The organism is Erythrobacter ani (assembly GCF_019204025.1).
GTDB classification, from domain to species: Bacteria; Pseudomonadota; Alphaproteobacteria; order Sphingomonadales; family Sphingomonadaceae; genus Erythrobacter; species Erythrobacter ani.
In genome coordinates, this window is record NZ_JAGSPB010000001.1 from 1,265,385 (window position 1) to 1,281,503 (window position 16,119).

At 61.4% G+C, this 16,119-nt stretch carries 15 protein-coding genes; 7 read left to right on the forward strand and 8 right to left on the reverse strand.

The annotated features are described in order from the left end of the window. The first annotated feature begins 28 nt into the window (after positions 1-28). Together KCG45_RS06125 and KCG45_RS06130 are read left to right on the forward strand one after the other, a co-directional pair. Positions 29-910 carry a DUF2059 domain-containing protein gene (locus KCG45_RS06125; protein ID WP_218316171.1) on the forward strand — a complete coding sequence of 294 codons (882 nt, stop codon included), beginning with the start codon at positions 29-31 and terminating at the stop codon, positions 908-910. Between the two features lie 49 nt (positions 911-959). Further along, complete coding sequence (locus KCG45_RS06130; RefSeq protein ID WP_218316172.1) at positions 960-3,437, forward strand: ligase-associated DNA damage response DEXH box helicase; 2,478 nt, start codon at positions 960-962, stop codon at positions 3,435-3,437. 12 nt (positions 3,438-3,449) lie between these two features. On the opposite strand, the gene KCG45_RS06135 is transcribed toward KCG45_RS06130, so the two are convergent. The 5 genes from KCG45_RS06135 to KCG45_RS06155 all read right to left on the reverse strand — a co-directional run bounded on the left by KCG45_RS06135 (position 3,450) and on the right by KCG45_RS06155 (position 8,074). After that, positions 3,450-5,204 (reverse strand): coiled-coil domain-containing protein, encoded by a 1,755-nt coding sequence (locus tag KCG45_RS06135; RefSeq protein WP_218316173.1) that lies wholly within the window; start codon positions 5,202-5,204, stop codon positions 3,450-3,452. Between the two features lie 216 nt (positions 5,205-5,420). Further along, positions 5,421-5,873 (reverse strand): ExbD/TolR family protein, encoded by a 453-nt coding sequence (locus KCG45_RS06140; protein WP_218316174.1) that lies wholly within the window; start codon positions 5,871-5,873, stop codon positions 5,421-5,423. A 53-nt stretch (positions 5,874-5,926) separates the two neighbouring features. Beyond that, complete coding sequence (locus KCG45_RS06145) at positions 5,927-6,454, reverse strand: ExbD/TolR family protein (RefSeq protein ID WP_218316175.1); 528 nt, start codon at positions 6,452-6,454, stop codon at positions 5,927-5,929. Between the two features lie 90 nt (positions 6,455-6,544). Further along, positions 6,545-7,336 carry a MotA/TolQ/ExbB proton channel family protein gene (locus KCG45_RS06150; protein ID WP_218316176.1) on the reverse strand — a complete coding sequence of 264 codons (792 nt, stop codon included), beginning with the start codon at positions 7,334-7,336 and terminating at the stop codon, positions 6,545-6,547. Positions 7,337-7,408: 72 nt separating this feature from the next. Continuing rightward, on the reverse strand, positions 7,409-8,074 hold the full coding sequence (locus KCG45_RS06155) for an energy transducer TonB (RefSeq protein ID WP_218316177.1): 666 nt from the start codon (positions 8,072-8,074) through the stop codon (positions 7,409-7,411). A gap of 369 nt (positions 8,075-8,443) precedes the next feature. Between KCG45_RS06155 and KCG45_RS06160 the strand changes: the two genes are divergently transcribed. Together KCG45_RS06160 and KCG45_RS06165 are read left to right on the forward strand one after the other, a co-directional pair. Continuing rightward, on the forward strand, positions 8,444-9,343 hold the full coding sequence (locus KCG45_RS06160) for a hypothetical protein (RefSeq protein WP_218316178.1): 900 nt from the start codon (positions 8,444-8,446) through the stop codon (positions 9,341-9,343). Between the two features lie 98 nt (positions 9,344-9,441). Continuing rightward, complete coding sequence (locus tag KCG45_RS06165; RefSeq protein WP_218316179.1) at positions 9,442-10,764, forward strand: homoserine dehydrogenase; 1,323 nt, start codon at positions 9,442-9,444, stop codon at positions 10,762-10,764. A gap of 3 nt (positions 10,765-10,767) precedes the next feature. Here KCG45_RS06165 and KCG45_RS06170 read toward each other — a convergent pair whose 3' ends face one another. Both KCG45_RS06170 and KCG45_RS06175 read right to left on the reverse strand, forming a co-directional pair. Beyond that, entirely contained in the window at positions 10,768-11,364 is a 597-nt protein-coding gene (locus KCG45_RS06170) for a hypothetical protein (RefSeq protein WP_218316180.1), read from the reverse strand. Next, the gene (locus KCG45_RS06175) at positions 11,361-11,972 is read right to left on the reverse strand and encodes a hypothetical protein (protein WP_218316181.1); all 612 of its coding nucleotides are present in this window, start codon (positions 11,970-11,972) and stop codon (positions 11,361-11,363) included. Before KCG45_RS06175 ends, KCG45_RS06170 begins: the two co-directional genes overlap by 4 nt. An 85-nt stretch (positions 11,973-12,057) precedes the next feature. Between KCG45_RS06175 and glpX the strand changes: the two genes are divergently transcribed. The 3 genes from glpX to KCG45_RS06190 all read left to right on the forward strand — a co-directional run bounded on the left by glpX (position 12,058) and on the right by KCG45_RS06190 (position 15,007). Further along, entirely contained in the window at positions 12,058-13,080 is a 1,023-nt protein-coding gene (glpX, locus tag KCG45_RS06180; RefSeq protein ID WP_218316182.1) for a class II fructose-bisphosphatase, read from the forward strand. A gap of 231 nt (positions 13,081-13,311) precedes the next feature. Continuing rightward, positions 13,312-13,935: a hypothetical protein gene (locus KCG45_RS06185; RefSeq protein WP_218316183.1), complete on the forward strand. Its 624-nt coding sequence runs from the start codon at positions 13,312-13,314 to the stop codon at positions 13,933-13,935. Between the two features lie 136 nt (positions 13,936-14,071). Beyond that, entirely contained in the window at positions 14,072-15,007 is a 936-nt protein-coding gene (locus KCG45_RS06190) for a ribose-phosphate pyrophosphokinase (protein ID WP_218316184.1), read from the forward strand. A 13-nt stretch (positions 15,008-15,020) separates the two neighbouring features. On the opposite strand, the gene KCG45_RS06195 is transcribed toward KCG45_RS06190, so the two are convergent. Beyond that, a complete protein-coding gene (locus tag KCG45_RS06195) occupies positions 15,021-15,965 on the reverse strand; it encodes a helix-turn-helix domain-containing protein (protein ID WP_218316185.1) in 945 nt (314 codons plus the stop codon). Between the last annotated feature and the right edge of the window lie 154 nt (positions 15,966-16,119).

Sequence of the window (16,119 nt, forward strand, 5' to 3'; positions counted from 1 at the left end):
GGCGAGTGAATTTTTAGGGGACGCAAGAATGAAGAACTATCTACTCACCGCCATTTCCTGCCTTTCTCTCGCTATCGCTGCCGCGCCCGCTGCGGCGCAGGAGGGAAATGACGACGCCCCGATCTTCGTGACGGAAGAAGAGGAAGAACTCGCGAATTTCGAGCAGGAAATGACCGACGCCTTTGCGATATTCGGCGAATTGTTTGCCGCGGCACCACTGACGCCGGAGCAGCAAGCCCGCCTGCCGCTGGCGACGGAGATGACGGCCAAGGTCTTTCCTGAGGGGACCTTCGCTATCGTAATGCAGGAAAGCATGCAGCCAATGATGATGGGCATCATGGGGGCGGTTACCGGCGACCCACGAACGGAACTGGCCAAGCTTACGGGCGTGCCGAGCGATGATCTGGAGGTGTTGGAAGACGAGACCGCGCAATCCGCGCTCGATGTGCTGGATCCGCAATATTCGGCGCGCGCTGATCAGATGGTCGGCTTGCTCACAGGTATGATCGGCCAGATGTTCAGCGCGATGGAACCAGCCTATCGCGAGGCTCTTGCGCGCGCATTCGCGACACGTTTCACCGATGCTGAGATGACCGAACTTCTGGCATTTTTCGAAACGCCTGTGGGCGGCAAGTTCGCGGTCGAAAGCTTTCGCGTCCAATACGATCCGCAAATGGTCAGCGTGATGGAAGAAATGGGACCGGCTATGGTCCAAGTCATGCCGTCCATCATGGAAGGTTTTGCCGCCATGGAAGCCGAATTTCCGGCGGCTCGCGTTTTCTCCGATCTCAGCGAAGCCGAACGGCTGAGACTTTCGGAATTGCTCGGCAAGAGCACGGCCGAGCTGGAAGCGCTGGCCCCGCAGGCCGACACCGAAGATGCGGACGGTGTCGGTGAGGGGGTGACCTGACGGCGGCTTCGTCTCGGAACGACCACGCCGCAATGCAGGTTGTACCTGCATGAAGACAAGCCCCTCGCGATCAGTGCCAAAAGAAGTCCAGGCCTGGTTCGATGCGCGCGGATGGCGCGTGCGCCGCCACCAGCTCGATATGCTCGCCAAAGCGCGCGAGGGGCGGCATGCGCTGCTCGTCGCCGAAACCGGTGCAGGCAAGACACTCGCAGGGTTCCTGCCCACTCTGTGCGACTTCGCACCGTCTTCGGGTAGTCCTCCGCCGGAGGGCCTGCACACGCTGTACGTTTCGCCGCTGAAGGCGCTCGCGCACGATGTGAAGCGCAATCTGCTCACGCCGATTGACGAGATCGGCCTGCCGATCACGGTTGAAACGCGCAGCGGCGATACGTCGTCCGACCGTAAAAAGCGCCAGCGCGAAAAGCCGCCCAATGTCTTGCTGACCACGCCTGAAAGCCTTTCACTGCTGTTGTCCTATCCGGAAAGCCTCGCACTGTTCGCGAGCGTGAAACGGGTTGTGATCGACGAGGTTCATGCTTTTGCCACGGGCAAGCGCGGCGATCTGCTCGCGCTGTCGCTCGCGAGGTTGCAAAAGATAGCGCCCGGTATGCAGCGGGTCGCGTTGTCGGCCACGCTCGCCAATCCGCTGAGCTTTCAAGAATGGCTTGCCCCGCAACCGGTCGATGGGACCGGTGAAATCCAGGCGGCGGACCTCGTGCTCGGTGAAAAGGGCGCGGAGCCTGAGGTGGAGATTCTGCTCCCGATCGATGAGCGCGTGCCGTGGGGCGGCCATGCCGGCCGGTGGGCGGTCGGGCAGCTTTACGAAGCGATCAAGGCCAACCGCACGACGCTTGTCTTTACTAACACGCGCTTTCTCGCCGAGTTCATATTCCAATGTCTGTGGGAGGAGAACGAGGACCATCTGCCGATCGGCGTCCATCATGGCAGCCTGTCCAAGGAAGCGCGCCGCAAGGTGGAAGATGCGATGGCAGCCGGCGAGCTCCGCGGGCTGGTCTGCACGGCCAGCCTCGATCTTGGTGTGGATTGGGGCGATATCGATCTCGTCGTGCAGATGGGCGCGCCTAAGGGCTCATCGCGGCTATTGCAGCGGATCGGGCGTGCGGGGCACCGGCTCGACACCCGCAGCCGCGCTGTGCTGGTGCCTGGCAACCGGTTCGAATTCCTTGAAGCGATGGCCGCCAAAGACGCCGTTGATGAAGGCCAGCGCGACGGCGAGGATTTCCGCGCGGGCGGGCTCGATGTACTCGCCCAGCATGTGATGGCGTGCGCCTGCGCCGCGCCTTTCCATGAGGACGAGCTGCTAGCGGAAATCCGGTCCTCGCTCGCCTACGGATGGCTCCATGATGAGGTGTTCCAGCGCATCCTCGGCTTTGTCGAAAACGGCGGCTATGCGCTGCGCGCTTACGACAAGTTCAAACGGATCGTCCGTTCCAAGGATGGCATCTGGCGCCTCGCCCATCCGAACCAGGCGCAGCGCCACCGGATGAATGCTGGAATAATTGTCGACAGCGAGATGCTGACGGTGCGGTTCAAGAACGGCCGCCAGCTAGGTAAGGTCGAAGAGCGCTTCGCAGCGCAGCTATCGGCAGGCGACACGTTCTTCTTTTCGGGGATGAGCCTCGAGGTCGAGAAAGTTCAGGACATGGATGTGATCGTGCGCGCGGCGAAGACATCCGCGTCGATCCCTTCCTATGGGGGGCTAAGGCTGCCGCTCACCACGCATCTGGCGACGCGCGTGCAGGAAATGCTGAACGATCGCGCAGGCTGGGGACGCTTTCCAGACGATGTGCGCGAGTGGTTGGAGGTGCAGGATTACCGCAGCCGCTTGCCCGCACCGGGAGAGCTGTTGGTGGAAAGCTTCATCCACGCCCGCAAGCACTATACGGTGTATTATACATTCGAGGGCTGGAACGCGAACCAGAGCCTGGGAATGCTGATTACGCGGCGGATGGACGATCGCGGATTGATGCCGGGGGGCTTCGTGGCAAACGATTATTGCCTAGCGGTGTGGGGGCTGAAGCCAGTCGACGATCCCAAACCGCTGCTTTCGCCCGATATCCTGACCCATGAGTTCACCGATTGGGTGACCGAGAGCCACCTGCTGCGGCGCGCTTTCAGGGAAGTGGCCGTTATCAGCGGTCTGATCGAGCGGCAGCATCCGGGCAAGCGCAAGACCGGCAAGCAGGTCACGTTTTCGACCGATCTGATCTATGACGTTCTGAAGCGGTACGAGCCGGATCACATCCTGCTCGAAGCGGCATGGGCTGATGCGCGCGCCCGGATGACCGACGTGGGCAGGCTGGCGAGCCTGCTCGAACGCTCACAACACGAATTGGTGCATGTCGAGCTGGACCGCGTATCACCGCTTGCCGTTCCCGTGATGACGATGATCGGCCGCGAAGCGGTGCCTCAGGGTGCGGTCGATGACGAATTGCTGATCGAGGCCGAGAGCCTCATAGGAGAAGCGATGCGTATCGCGCCGGAAGAAATGCCGGCAGAGGAATAGCGCCCGGTCTCTCTAAAGTCCGAAAGCCTTCATCCCGGCGTCGAGCGCTCCTTCCAGCCCCCGGCGAACCTCCCACTTGCCCCGGCCAGCGAGCGGCGCCTCCTCAATGATGAGGATGCCGTTGCTTTCTAGCACCTTATCCTTGAACAATTGCTCGTATCCGAAAAGGTAGGGCGCGAAAGTCTCCGTTCGCGTGACAGAATAGGACAGTTCGGCGCTGAACCCGACAAGTTGATCCTGTCCGAAAATACGGCCCTGCTCGGCGGCTTCGACCCGGACTCCGCGGCCGCCTTTCACAATAAGCCTTCCGGGGCCGTGAAACACCATGAAGCGCAGCTGCATCGTTAGCCACGCATTGAGGGAGAACAGTCGCCAATGGCTCGATATGCGCATCGTCCTGCCCGAAGGCTGGACCACCGCGACCAGCGCGCGCGGATGCAGCACGCAGGATGCGCCGTCTGGCATGTCGATTTCCGTCAATTCGGCGAAGGGGTCCTTCACAGCAGAGATAGTGGTCGTGCCCGTGCCACGAATGCGCGTGAGAAAAGTTAGGCCGGTCGCGATGCTGGAAAGGATATGGCCATAATCGAGCAGCCATCGCGTTGACTTTTCTCCGTCAACCGAGCTGGTCTGGAGGTAATCCTGACGCACCAGAAGCTCTTCACCGCCGGAAAGCGTGACAGGGATGGAGACCCGCGACGGCTCTGTCGCGGGTTTGGGCAAGCCGGATGAGCCTGGTACGGCGATACGGATAGCAGCGCGCCGTTCTGCCAGGGGCGCAATTGCATAATAGAATAGGGCACGGATGAGAAACGGGGTCGCGATAATGCCGATGAGGATGAGGAGCGCATTGCGGGCCTGAAGGGCAAGCTGATATTCTTGCGCGAGACGGCCGACCTCCTCCTCCCCTTCGTCGAGCGTACTCAGAAGTAACGCTCTAGTCTCGTCGCTTTGGCGCTCAAGCTCTGCCAGGGCTGCTGTGGCGGCAGCGATGCCCCCGTCCATTGCAGCTTCGCTATTATCGAGCGCCTTCTTTGCATTTCTAAGTGAGTTGTCCAGCGCTTGGCGCGCCGTGCGCGCTGCATCTCGCGCTCCGCATTGGGTTGTCTTGACGCGCTCTAGTGAGCGACGCTCTGCTTTGCCGCCAGCGAGAAATTTGCCGACGAACCATTTGTCATCGAATTTCTGCAAGGCATCCGCGGCAGCGTCACATTTTTCCTCCGCATCGTCGAATGTCTGGCGCGCGGTTTTCAATTGGGTGTTGAGACCGTCGATCAGCGCCTGCGTCGAGACATTTCCGCTGGCGATTGCGATTGACTCGTCGAGAAAATCGATCTGCCGGTTCAGTCTGGTGATCTGGAGCTTGGTAAGGGCTGTCGCCGCCAAGGCCTCGGCATCGGCCATGGCGATCTGACGGGCTTCTTCGAAACCGGACGGCAGATCGCCTTCCAATCGGCGAAGATTGCTCTTCGCTTCTGTACGGGCGGCCTGAAGCTGATCGAGCGTCGCATCGTGGCTGTCGATTGCAAACTGCGTGAGCTCGGCATTCGCCGTTTCCGCTTCGGTTCGCAATGCCTCCTGGAGTTTGCGCGCTTTCTCGCCGGCTCTCTCGAGTTCGAGTATCCGTTTGTTCGTGTCCGCGATGGCGGCGGTGTCGTCGACCTGATTTTGCGTCCAGATCGCATGCGCGACGAGCGCAGCGACGATTAGCGCAAAGAGCAGCGCATTCCGAAAAATCCAGCCGAACAGAGCCTTTAATGCGCGCATGAAGCCTCCCGCGAGCTACCTTTCCGCGAACGGATGAAGCTGTCCAGCCCGACTGGTTAAGCGAAGCGGCCGGGGCGATCAGCCAAGTCGGCAGATATGATGGCGCGCCGGCCCGGCCACCTGCGCTTGAACGCGCGTTACCCGAATGAGAAACGCCCGAACGAAAAAGGGCGGACCTGCAGGCCCGCCCCTTGTATCGTTATCATGTCGGTCGGGTTAACCGCCCGCACCCGGACCGCCGCTTCCGAAGACGCGGTACTTCTCGTTGCCGACGAAACCGAACTTGGTAACGCCCGAAGTCTTGATGATCTGCAGCACCTTGGCCGAAAGGTCATAACTCGCCAGCGCTTCAGGTTCGAACTGCAATTCCGGCTCGACGGCCATCGCAGTCGAATCGCGCAGCAGCGTGACCAGGGTTCCCTGCGTAATCGTCTCGCCATTCCAGAGGATCTGGTCGGCGGACGTCAGAACCAGCTTGTTCTTGATCGGATCAATATCCGGCGGCGGGTTGTTCGCATTGTCCTGCGGCAAATCAATATCGACCGAATGGGTCGCCACCGGAATGGTGATGATGAACATGATGAGCAGCACGAGCAAAACGTCGATCAGCGGCGTCATGTTCATGTCGAGCATCGGCTCGCCGTCTAGCTGGCCTCCTGCCATACCCATGATTCTTACTCCTTAACTATCTACCCAGCGCATTCGCCGGATGAATTGCGCAATCAGATGCCAGGTTCGACCGGGTTCGAAATGAAGCCCACGATCGGATAGCCGGCTGCTTGCACGTTGTAGATCGCACCCGCGACGCAGCGCCACGGCGCATTTGTATCACCGCGAATGTGAACCTGCGGGATACGCTCGGGATCTTCCATGATCGCCTCGGGGCCGCCAGCTGCCTGAACGATGTTGTCGAGGCGCGTGAACGAACGATCGTAAAGCTCTTCGGACGTCACCGGGGTGATGTTGTTGAAGTAAACCCGGCATTCGCCGCCGCGCGATGCGCCTTCGAAGCCCGGCTCACCGGCGCTACGTCCGGCGGCATCGGTCGTGCTGACCGTAAGCAGGAGGTTTTCGACCTTGTTCTTCGATTCCACCGATTCAAAGACCGGAATTTCGAGTTTCTCGATCGTCTGGATCGCGACCGGGACCGCGATCAGGAAGATAATCAGAAGCACGAGCATCACATCCACCAATGGGGTGGTGTTGATGTCGGACATCGGGGTCTCCCCGCCTCCCATCGAAATCGCCATTGCCTAATTCCTATCCCTTTTAAAATTCAGTCGCCGTTTGGGAGCGGAGGGAGCGAGGACCAGCCTCGTCCCCCACCGCTTCTCCCGGAATTACGACTTGGTTGGCGGGGTGCGGACACCGCCCGAGGTCGTTGCGGGCTTCGGAGCGACCTTCGGCTTGCTCGCGGCGCTGGCAGCGACGGTAGGCTTAACCGCGCCGTTGGAGCCGATGTAGGCAACGATGTCGTTCGAGAAATCGGTCATCAGCGCGTTGATGCGGCGGTTGCGCGACTGCAGCCAGTTAAAGGCAAGCACGGCAGGCACAGCGACGAGCAGACCGATGGCGGTCATAATGAGCGCCTCACCAACCGGACCAGCAACCTTGTCGATCGAGGCCGAACCTTCAATGCCGATGTTGATCAGAGCGCGGTAAATACCGATAACCGTCCCGAGCAAACCGATGAACGGTGCGGTTGCACCGACCGATGCGAGGAACGACAGGCCGCCCGAAAGGCTCTGGTTGATCGTGTCCTGCGAGTGAGCGAGCTCTTCTTCGACGAAGTGGATTTCGTTGCCGGCGCCTTCCATCTTGGAGTGATGCTCCTGCGCGGTGACGGCATCGTCAGCGAGCTGGCGCCATGCGCTGTTTTTCTCGAGCTTGGTCGCGCCTTCTTTCAGCGTCGGCGCGCGCCAGTACGAGCTCTTCACGGCTTTGTACTGCTTCATCACCTTGTTCTGTTCGAACAGCTTGGTGAAGAGGATGTAGAACGATCCGACCGACATGATGACCATCACGCCGAGGATCGACCAGGCGACTGGGCCGCCTTCTTCCATGGCTTTCCAGAAGCCGAATTCGTTGACCGGCGCGTCAGTCGCTGCAGCCGTAAGAGTATAAAGGTTCATTGCGAGTATTCCTCTTGAAAATTTCGTCTCATTTTATGTGCCCGGCCAACCAGGCACACCCGAAAAGCGTCATCAGTTCAAACGATAGGTTATCCGTGTCGAATAGCTGCCCGTCGTCGGATTGCCGGCATCGTTCAGAGCCGGGTTGAACCGAGCATACCGTTCCATCCCGCGGCAAGCCGCATCGTCCAGGATGCTGGACCCGCTTGACGCGGTGACCGAGCAACCGGTGGCACGTCCATCGGCAGTCACGGTAACGCGGACGCCGACCGTGCCCTCGACCTCTTCGCGCAGTGCACGCGAGGGATAGTTTTCCTGAATCCGGGCTGCCCAGCGACGTTCCCCGCGCGTGGTCGGACCACGGGCCAAGGAAGGCGGAGGCGGCGCCGGGGGCGCTACCGGGGCAGGTGGCGGAATAAGCAGGGCCGGCGGAGCTGGCGGCGGAATCTCAGACTGCGTCTGGATCTGCGGCGGAGCCGGCGCGATGCTAATTGGAGGCGGCGGCGCCACAGGTGGCGGCGGTGCGGTCACTTCCTCAGGCGGAGGTGGCGGCTCGTCCGGCTCTTCAGGGGGTGGGGGCTCCTCAATGTCGACCGTGGTAACGCGCTCTACGACCTCTTTAACGGCCGAAATGGCCAGGCCGGAGATGAGCAGATACCCGATCAGCACATGGATCAACGCCACGATGATAATGGAAACTACCTTGTTCCCACTCATTTGTTGGTCAGCGTAGGCCATCCAGTCGCTTTCTCTCCATCACTCAGGCCGGTGGACATACCGGCGCAATTCTCGCGTCAGGTCCGAATCAGATGTTTCCGAATCGGACCGCCAAGACGCGAATCCCAGAATATTAAACCTCACGGGAAGGTCGCTGGTTCCCAAACAATGGCCAGTCTCCGCCCTGCAAGACACCAAACATATACCATATGAACGGCGTGTACGCTCGCATGGTCGATGTCCCCAATTGCCGTGCGAGCGGAGATGGCTTTAACGGTCAACCCCTAGGCAATCAAACGCTTTATCGGTTCAGCGGCGATTCACCGCGCTTCCCCTCCGATGACAAAGTGTGCGAATAATGCCGCCCGGCTGGCGTAGGATTTCTTGACCATGACCATCATTAACCGATATTTAAGGACTGAATTCAAAGGGCTAGGCGCGCTCGCGGCTTCCGTCATGCTCTCTGCGGGCGGTGCAGCAACGGCAGTTGCACAAGATGCATCGATGTCCGCCACAAATCTGACCGAAATGGCCACCTACGCCGATATGGTCGATCTGGCAGAGCGCAGCGACCTGGTGATCCGCGCCGAGATTCGACGGCAGAACGAGGTGAGCGCCGAGCGTGCGCCTGGATTGCAGCCCGGATTTGCGCGTCTTTATATCGAGGCGGACACGCTCGCGTTGATCGCGGGCGACACCGCCATAGGCGAGTCGCTGGTCTACCTCGTCGATGTTCCGCGCGACGCGAAGGGCAAGGCACCCAGGCTCAAGAAGCAGGAAGTCATCCTGTTCGCCAATGCGCTGCCGGGTCGACCGGCGACCAAGCGGGGCCGGGAAATACAGCTGACCGCGGAAAACGCACAGCTCGAATATTCGCCGGCGTTCGAAGCGCGCTTGCGCCCGGTTCTGGCCTCGCTCGCCCAAGCGGACACGCCGCCGGTGATCGACGGTATTGCCGATGCGCTCGCGGTGCGAGGCACGCTGACCGGAGAATCGGAAACTCAGATTTTTCTCGACACGCAGGACAATTCACCCGTCTCGCTGACAGTGCTGCGCCGTCCGGGCCAGACCCCGGTATGGGGTGTGTCTTGGGGTGAGATCATCGATGCTGCTGCTCGATCTCCGGAGCCTCAAACCCTGCGTTGGTACCGGCTTGCCTGCTCGCTCCCGGCGGAACTTCCCAGCAGCGCGAACCTGGCCCGCGATCCTGCGGCACGCAGGCTTGCGGCGGAAGATTACGCGTTCGTGATGGACCAGCTCGGCAGATGCGACCGCGCCATTACCGATTGATGCGCAACGTGCGTCGTCAGCAAACGGCCGCTCCAGCTTGACCACACCTCTGCTTGGTTTAAGCGCGCTTTATTGCATCGCAGCATTGGAGCGCTTTCTTGTCTGATCCCAAATCCTCCTCGCCATTACGCATAGCGATTGCCGGCCTCGGCACTGTCGGTGCGGGGGTCATCAGGCTGCTTGGCACCAACCGCGATCTGATCGCGGCGCGCGCCGGACGCGAAATCGAGGTGGTGGCCGTGAGCGCGCGCGATCGCACGCTCAATCGCGGTGTCGACATTTCAGGCTATGCCTGGGAGGATGACATGACCGCGCTCGCTGCGCGCGGCGATGTCGATGTGCTGGTTGAGCTTGTTGGAGGCTCCGATGGTCCGGCGCTTGCAGCGTCGCGCTCCGCACTGAAGGCTGGCAAGGGCCTCGTCACCGCGAACAAGGCGATGATCGCGCATCACGGGCTCGATCTGGCGGAATTGGCCGAAGCCGCGCACGTGCCGCTCAAATTCGAAGCAGCCGTTGCGGGCGGCATTCCAGTTGTGAAAGGCCTTCGCGAAGGCACCTCGGCCAATGCGCTCACCAATGTCTATGGCATACTCAACGGCACCTGCAATTACATCCTTTCCGAGATGGAAGAGACCGGTGCGGACTTCGCCGAAACGCTCGCCGAGGCGCAGAAGCTGGGTTACGCCGAAGCTGATCCGACCTTCGACATCGAAGGTATCGACGCGGCGCACAAGCTGGCGATCCTCGCCGCGATCGGGTTCGGCGCACGGGTCGATTTCGCGGCCGTCCATACCACCGGCATTGTACAGGTGCGTGCTGCCGACATCGCTCAGGCCGACGCGCTGGGCTTTGTCATCCGCCTGATCGCTCAGGCCGATGTCGAAGGCGAGGGCGACGATGCCCGGCTACTTCAGCGCGTTCGGCCTTGTCTCGTTGCAAAAGACCACCCGCTTGCCCCTGTCGACGGACCAACCAATGCGGTCGTCGCCGAAGGCAATTTTTCAGGGCGATTGCTGTTTCAGGGTGCTGGCGCGGGCGATGGTCCAACAGCCAGTGCCGTCGTTGCCGACCTGATCGATATCTGCCGCAGTGATATTGGCGCGCCGTTTTCCATGCCGGTCGGTCAGCTTGCGGCATTAGCACCGGCCGAGCCGGGGCACCGGATGGAGCGCACCTATATTCGCTTCACAGTCAATGACCGACCCGGCGTCCTTGCGGAAATCACCGCCGCAATGCGCGATGCGGACGTTTCGATCGAAAGCCTGATCCAGCAAGGCCGCGCGAATAACGGCGAAGAAGTCCTGGTTGCGATGGTCACGCATGAGGGCCCCGAACGGTGCGTTCGTAAAGCGCTCGACCTGCTCGAAGGCTCCGACAGCCTGACCGGCGAACCGCTCGTCATGCCAATCCTGCCGAACTGATCACTATTCGTTTGCGGAGCGTCTGCTGGTCTCCGGCAGGCCCAGCGCCTGCCGCGCCCTGCGGATATCGTCCTCGCTCAGCCCCTCTGCATCCTCCGCCGGTGGCAGGCCGCGCGCGATTCGATCCGCGTCCGAACCTTCAGGAGCATCCGGCAAAGCTTCGACGTCAATGATGAGAGCCGGGTCTTTCGGACAAGGCGGGATCAGGCAGAGCCCGCCGAGCGTGGCCGGACCACGGAATATCCCCGCGCCTGCGACGTCGGGGGCAAGGATATCGCCGGCGAACGCGGTCTCCTCCGCGTAGCGCCTTTGCGCTTCGGCACGGCTGCCGCTGTAATAATTGCCCGGATCGTCGCCGATCTGCCTGCACACGATGATTTCGCCGGTTACTGTTGCCGCGTCGACATCCTCCTCGCATGCGCGGATTTCGGCCTCGGTCGGGGGACGGGCCGCGGGCGGGGGCGCAAGGATATCGATCCGCACCGATCCCTCGCCTTGCTCTTCCTCGGTCGGCTCCTGCGCGCTTGCTCCAGGCGGGGGCATCGCGATGACCGCCATCAGCAAAACGCCGACATCACGAAGGCGCGCTGTGCCGGTCACTCGGGCTGGCCGCCGGGCGGAGGCGCATCCAGGCCGAGCTTGCGACGGCGCTCGGCGATCTCTTCAGGTGTCGGTTCCGGATCTTCGCCCAATGGGGGCAGTCCGCGTGCGATCCGGTCGGCATCCGACCCTTCCGGCGCTTCGGGCAGGGCCTCGACGTCGATCAGCAGAGCTGGCGGAGGCACGGATCCGAAGCCGATCGCGTTTCCGTGATTGGCGATGCCGAAAGTGTTGGGCGTGCTTATCCCCTGGGTGCGCTCGGCATAGCGGCGCTGCCAGTCTTCCTTGTTCCACGATCCGTCGCTCGCCTCTCCGAGCTGGCGGCAGACGACAATTTCGCCCGCAATGCGCCCTGCATCGGCTTCTTCTTCGCAGTCCTGTTCGAGCAGCTTGTCCGATTCTTCCCGCGGGACCGTGACCGACAGGTCGAGCCGCTGCGGTCTCGGCCGGGCGGCTGCGGGCGCTTCATCTCCGCCCGATGCCTCTTGGGCCGCGGGCGTCGCTCCATTGTCATCCTGCGCCGACAATGCGCCAGAAATTCCGACGAGCGCGGCGAAGATTACGGGTAGTGCAGAAAAGCGCAAAACGGGCTTAGCATTGCTCGACAAGCCCGTCTCCTTCGGCTTAAGCGGTTGGTACGTCACCGTGCACGTTCGGCTGCGCGATGGAAAGAGTACAGGGACTGAATTTGTCATGAACACCCCCGATAAGACAGACGTTCTCGCTGATAAAGAACCAAAATCCGGAAGCGCGCTCGACCGCGTGCTGGTGCTGGAAATGGTACGCGTGACCGAAGCTGCTGCAGTCGCCGCCGCGCAATTGGTGGGACGCGGAGATGAAAAGGCCGCCGATGCCGCCGCGGTCGAGGCGATGCGCCGCGCTTTCGACACGCTCTACATGGATGGCACTGTTGTCATCGGAGAGGGTGAGCGCGACGAAGCGCCCATGCTTTACATCGGGGAGAAGGTCGGCGGCGCACCGGGCAAGGGGCCAAAGATCGACATCGCGCTCGACCCGCTCGAAGGCACGACCATCACCGCGAAGGCGGGGCCGAATGCGCTCGCGGTTCTGGCCGCGGCGGAAGAGGGCTGCCTCCTGAATGCGCCGGACGTATACATGGATAAATTGGCGGTCGGGCCCGGCTATCCCGAGGGCGTTATCGATCTTGCCAAGAGCCCGAGCGAAAATGTGAAAGCTGTCGCCGCGGCCAAGGGTGTCGAGCCATCGCAGATCATCGTCTGCGTACTCGACCGTCCGCGCCATGCGGACCTGATTGCCGAGCTGCGCGGGCTTGGATGCGGTGTCGTGCTGATCGGTGATGGCGATGTCGCGGGCGTGATCGCAGTGACCGACGAAGACACGACGATCGACATGTATATGGGCCAGGGCGGCGCACCCGAGGGCGTGCTTGCAGCGGCGGCCCTGCGCTGTGTCGGGGGGCAATTCAACGGGCGGCTGGTGTTCCGCAACGACGATGAGCGCGCCCGGGCAGGCAAATGGGGCATCGATGATCTCGATCGGATCTACAAGCTGCAGGACCTCGCCAAGGGCGACTGCATTTTTGCCGCGACGGGCGTGACCGAGGGTTCGCTGCTCGATGGCGTGAAGAAGCGCCGCAAGCCCACCGGCGAAACGATCATGACCACCGACAGCGTCGTAATGCGCGCCTCGTCCGGAACGGTGCGGTGGGTCCGCGGAGAACACAAGATCGGATAGCCTGCAGGAGCGGATTTCGCGCTCCAAGGGCACCGACCAGCGACGGTGAGATATTGAAGGGCAACCTTGGCCAAGGTGGTCGCTCACCCGTCATTCAGGGACGAGCCGCAATATCCAGACGATCGAGCTTGCAAACAGAGCGGACAGTTCAGGAGACTGAGTGTGCGGTGCCGAACATCGCGACCCCTATTGTCGCTGTCCTTCTGTGTCGCCGTTCTTTTTCCGCCCGCCATGGCGATCGCTGACGAGGTCGACGATGCTGGAGCCGCCCTGCCGTTGGAGCAGCGCCTGCTGGCTCTCTCCCGGACAGACGGCCCGCTCGATGCGGTGCGTGCCTCGTCCCCCGATTGCGAGCCTGGCTGCATAACGCCCAGCGAAGCCACGCAAATGGCTTTTGCGGCGGGTGAGGGGCAATCGCGCGCCGGCCGGTTCATCCTCGATATTCGCGGCGGCGGCCAGAGCATGAGCGGTTCGCTGGAGGAGCTTTTCTTCGTAAGCTCGCATCAGGATTATGCGGAGCTCGGGACGCTGACGATCGCAATCACACCCGATGCGTTGTACAACCTGCTCCGGCGGGCGCGGGTCTGCGGCGCGCGAGAATTTCGCCCGGGCCAGATCGATGTGAAGGGCTGCCGCGAGGATGTAAATTTCGACGTCAACATGTTCACGATGATGCAGAGGCTCGGCAACAGACGGATCGTGGTCGATGGCGAAGTGCGGCTGCAATGGATCGACTCCCGCTTTGGTACGCCTCGGCCCATGGCCAACAAGCGCGGAGAGAATGAGCCAGGTTATTACCAGGTGTGGGTGCGCGTGGACGATGCCGATCAGGTGATCTTCGTGCATGACAATTAGTGCGGCGCTCCATCTCGACCGCATGGTGGGTCGTCTTTAAAGCCCTGAGCCGTAGACAACCAGCGCCCCTCTGTTGCGTTTCCATGACTCTCGGCTAGGCGAGAGCAATCACTTCTCATGCAGGGATTCGCGACCCATGAAGATCATGTCCGGCAATTCGAACCTGCCGCTCGCCCGCGCCATCGCAGGTTATCTCGAAATGCCGCTCACCGATGCGAGCGTCCGGCGCTTTGCCGATGAGGAAGTGTTCGTCGAGATACATGAGAACGTGCGCGGCGAAGACGTGTTTGTCGTCCAGTCGACCAGCTTTCCGGCGAACGACAATCTGATGGAACTGCTGATCGGGATCGACGCGCTGCGCCGGGCATCGGCGCGCCGGATTACTGCGGTGATACCCTATTTCGGCTATGCCCGGCAGGATCGCAAACCCGGCCCACGCACGCCTATTTCAGCGAAGCTGGTCGCCAATCTCGTGACCGAAGCGGGCGCTGACCGGGTGCTCGCGGTTGATCTGCACGCTGGTCAGATCCAGGGCTTTTTCGATATCCCAACCGACAACCTGTATGCCGCGCCGGTGATGGCCGCGGACATTCAGGCGCGCTACGGTGACCAGGATCTGATGGTCGTTTCCCCCGACGTCGGCGGTGTGGTCCGTGCCCGCGCTCTGGCCAAGCGGCTCGACAACGCGCCGCTCGCCATCGTCGACAAACGCCGCGACCGTCCGGGTGAGAGCGAGGTGATGAATATCATCGGCGAAGTCGAGGGGCGGCACTGCATCCTCATCGACGACATCATCGATTCAGGGGGCACGCTGTGCAACGCTGCGGAGGCCCTTCTGGAAAACGGTGCGAAATCGGTCGCCGCCTACATCACTCACGGCGTGTTGTCGGGCGGCGCGGTCGCTCGGATCGACGGGTCGAAGCTGAAGGAATTGGTCATATCCGATTCGATCCGTCCGACCGAGGCGGCCGAGAAGTCGGAACGTATCCGGATCATGACCATCGCCCCGCTGGTGGGAGAAGCCATCCGCCGGATCGCCGATGAAAGCAGTGTCAGCTCGCTCTTCGACTGATTGCAGCAAACGACTAGAAAATAGTGATCGACGGATCACGCCAAGGCGGCGGGGTATTGGGTTCGATGCGCCCCAACACCTCCATCCGCCGCGCCTGACGCGCTTCCAGGGTTATCGTCATGAACGGCTGCGGTGTCGTCGCGAACTGCCGCGGCGTCATGCCGAAAAAAGTGCGAAATTCGCGGATCATGTGCGATTGGTCGAAGAATTTGAGCGCGGCCTCTTCGGCCTCCCGGTCATCGGCGACACCGCGCAGATGGGCCGCAATATCGAGCGCGCGCGCCCGGCGAAGAACCTGCGTCGCGGTCTGGCCATATGCGCGCTTAATTAGTCGCTCCAGCCGCCTCCGTTCGATCCCATGCTCCTCGGCGAAATCGCAGATTTGCATATTCGGATCGCGAAAGACCTCCTTGTCGAATTCCTCGATTACTTTTTCAGGCCGGGTACTGCCTGTTCGTTCGATGAGCTGCATGATGAGCTTTTCGGCGACTCTCATCCATCGTTCTGGCGGTCCGGCAGGATCGAACCATTCCAGCAATTGTTCGCTCGTGCCCCATTCCTTGTCGCCATAAATATGATCATAAAGGATTATCCGATTGAGCGTGCTGGCAACGTCCGGCCCACCAAGTGCTGCCATGGCGCCGGGGCGTAGCCAGACGCCCACGGTTGCAAAGGAATCGCGGACGCTGACGGCCAAGCGCTTTGTATGGGGGCCGAATAACAGGGCGCTTGGACCATAGCGCCCCACGCCATCGCGCGTTTCTGCTGTCCACGATCCGCTGAACAGCACTCGCAGCACCGGCGCGTCGGAGATCAAACCGCACTTGATCTCAACTCCCGGATCAAGATCCACTCGTGTCGAGTATACCCGCGCAACCCACGGCGCGATTTCCTTTGCCGGTGCGCGATTGTTTGACAGCGGTTCGCCTGCCTTCGAATAGCCGTGAGCTGAGCGCAAATCCCGGCTCGCTCCGCCGAATTCGTGTTCGACGGGCGCTGGTTGCCCGGAATTATTCGCCCCCCTGGAGACCATTTTCGACCCTGACTTGTTTTGCCTTGGATGCGACCCCGCGAGAAAAACTAAGTTCGGATTATTAATTGCGCCGCTTGTA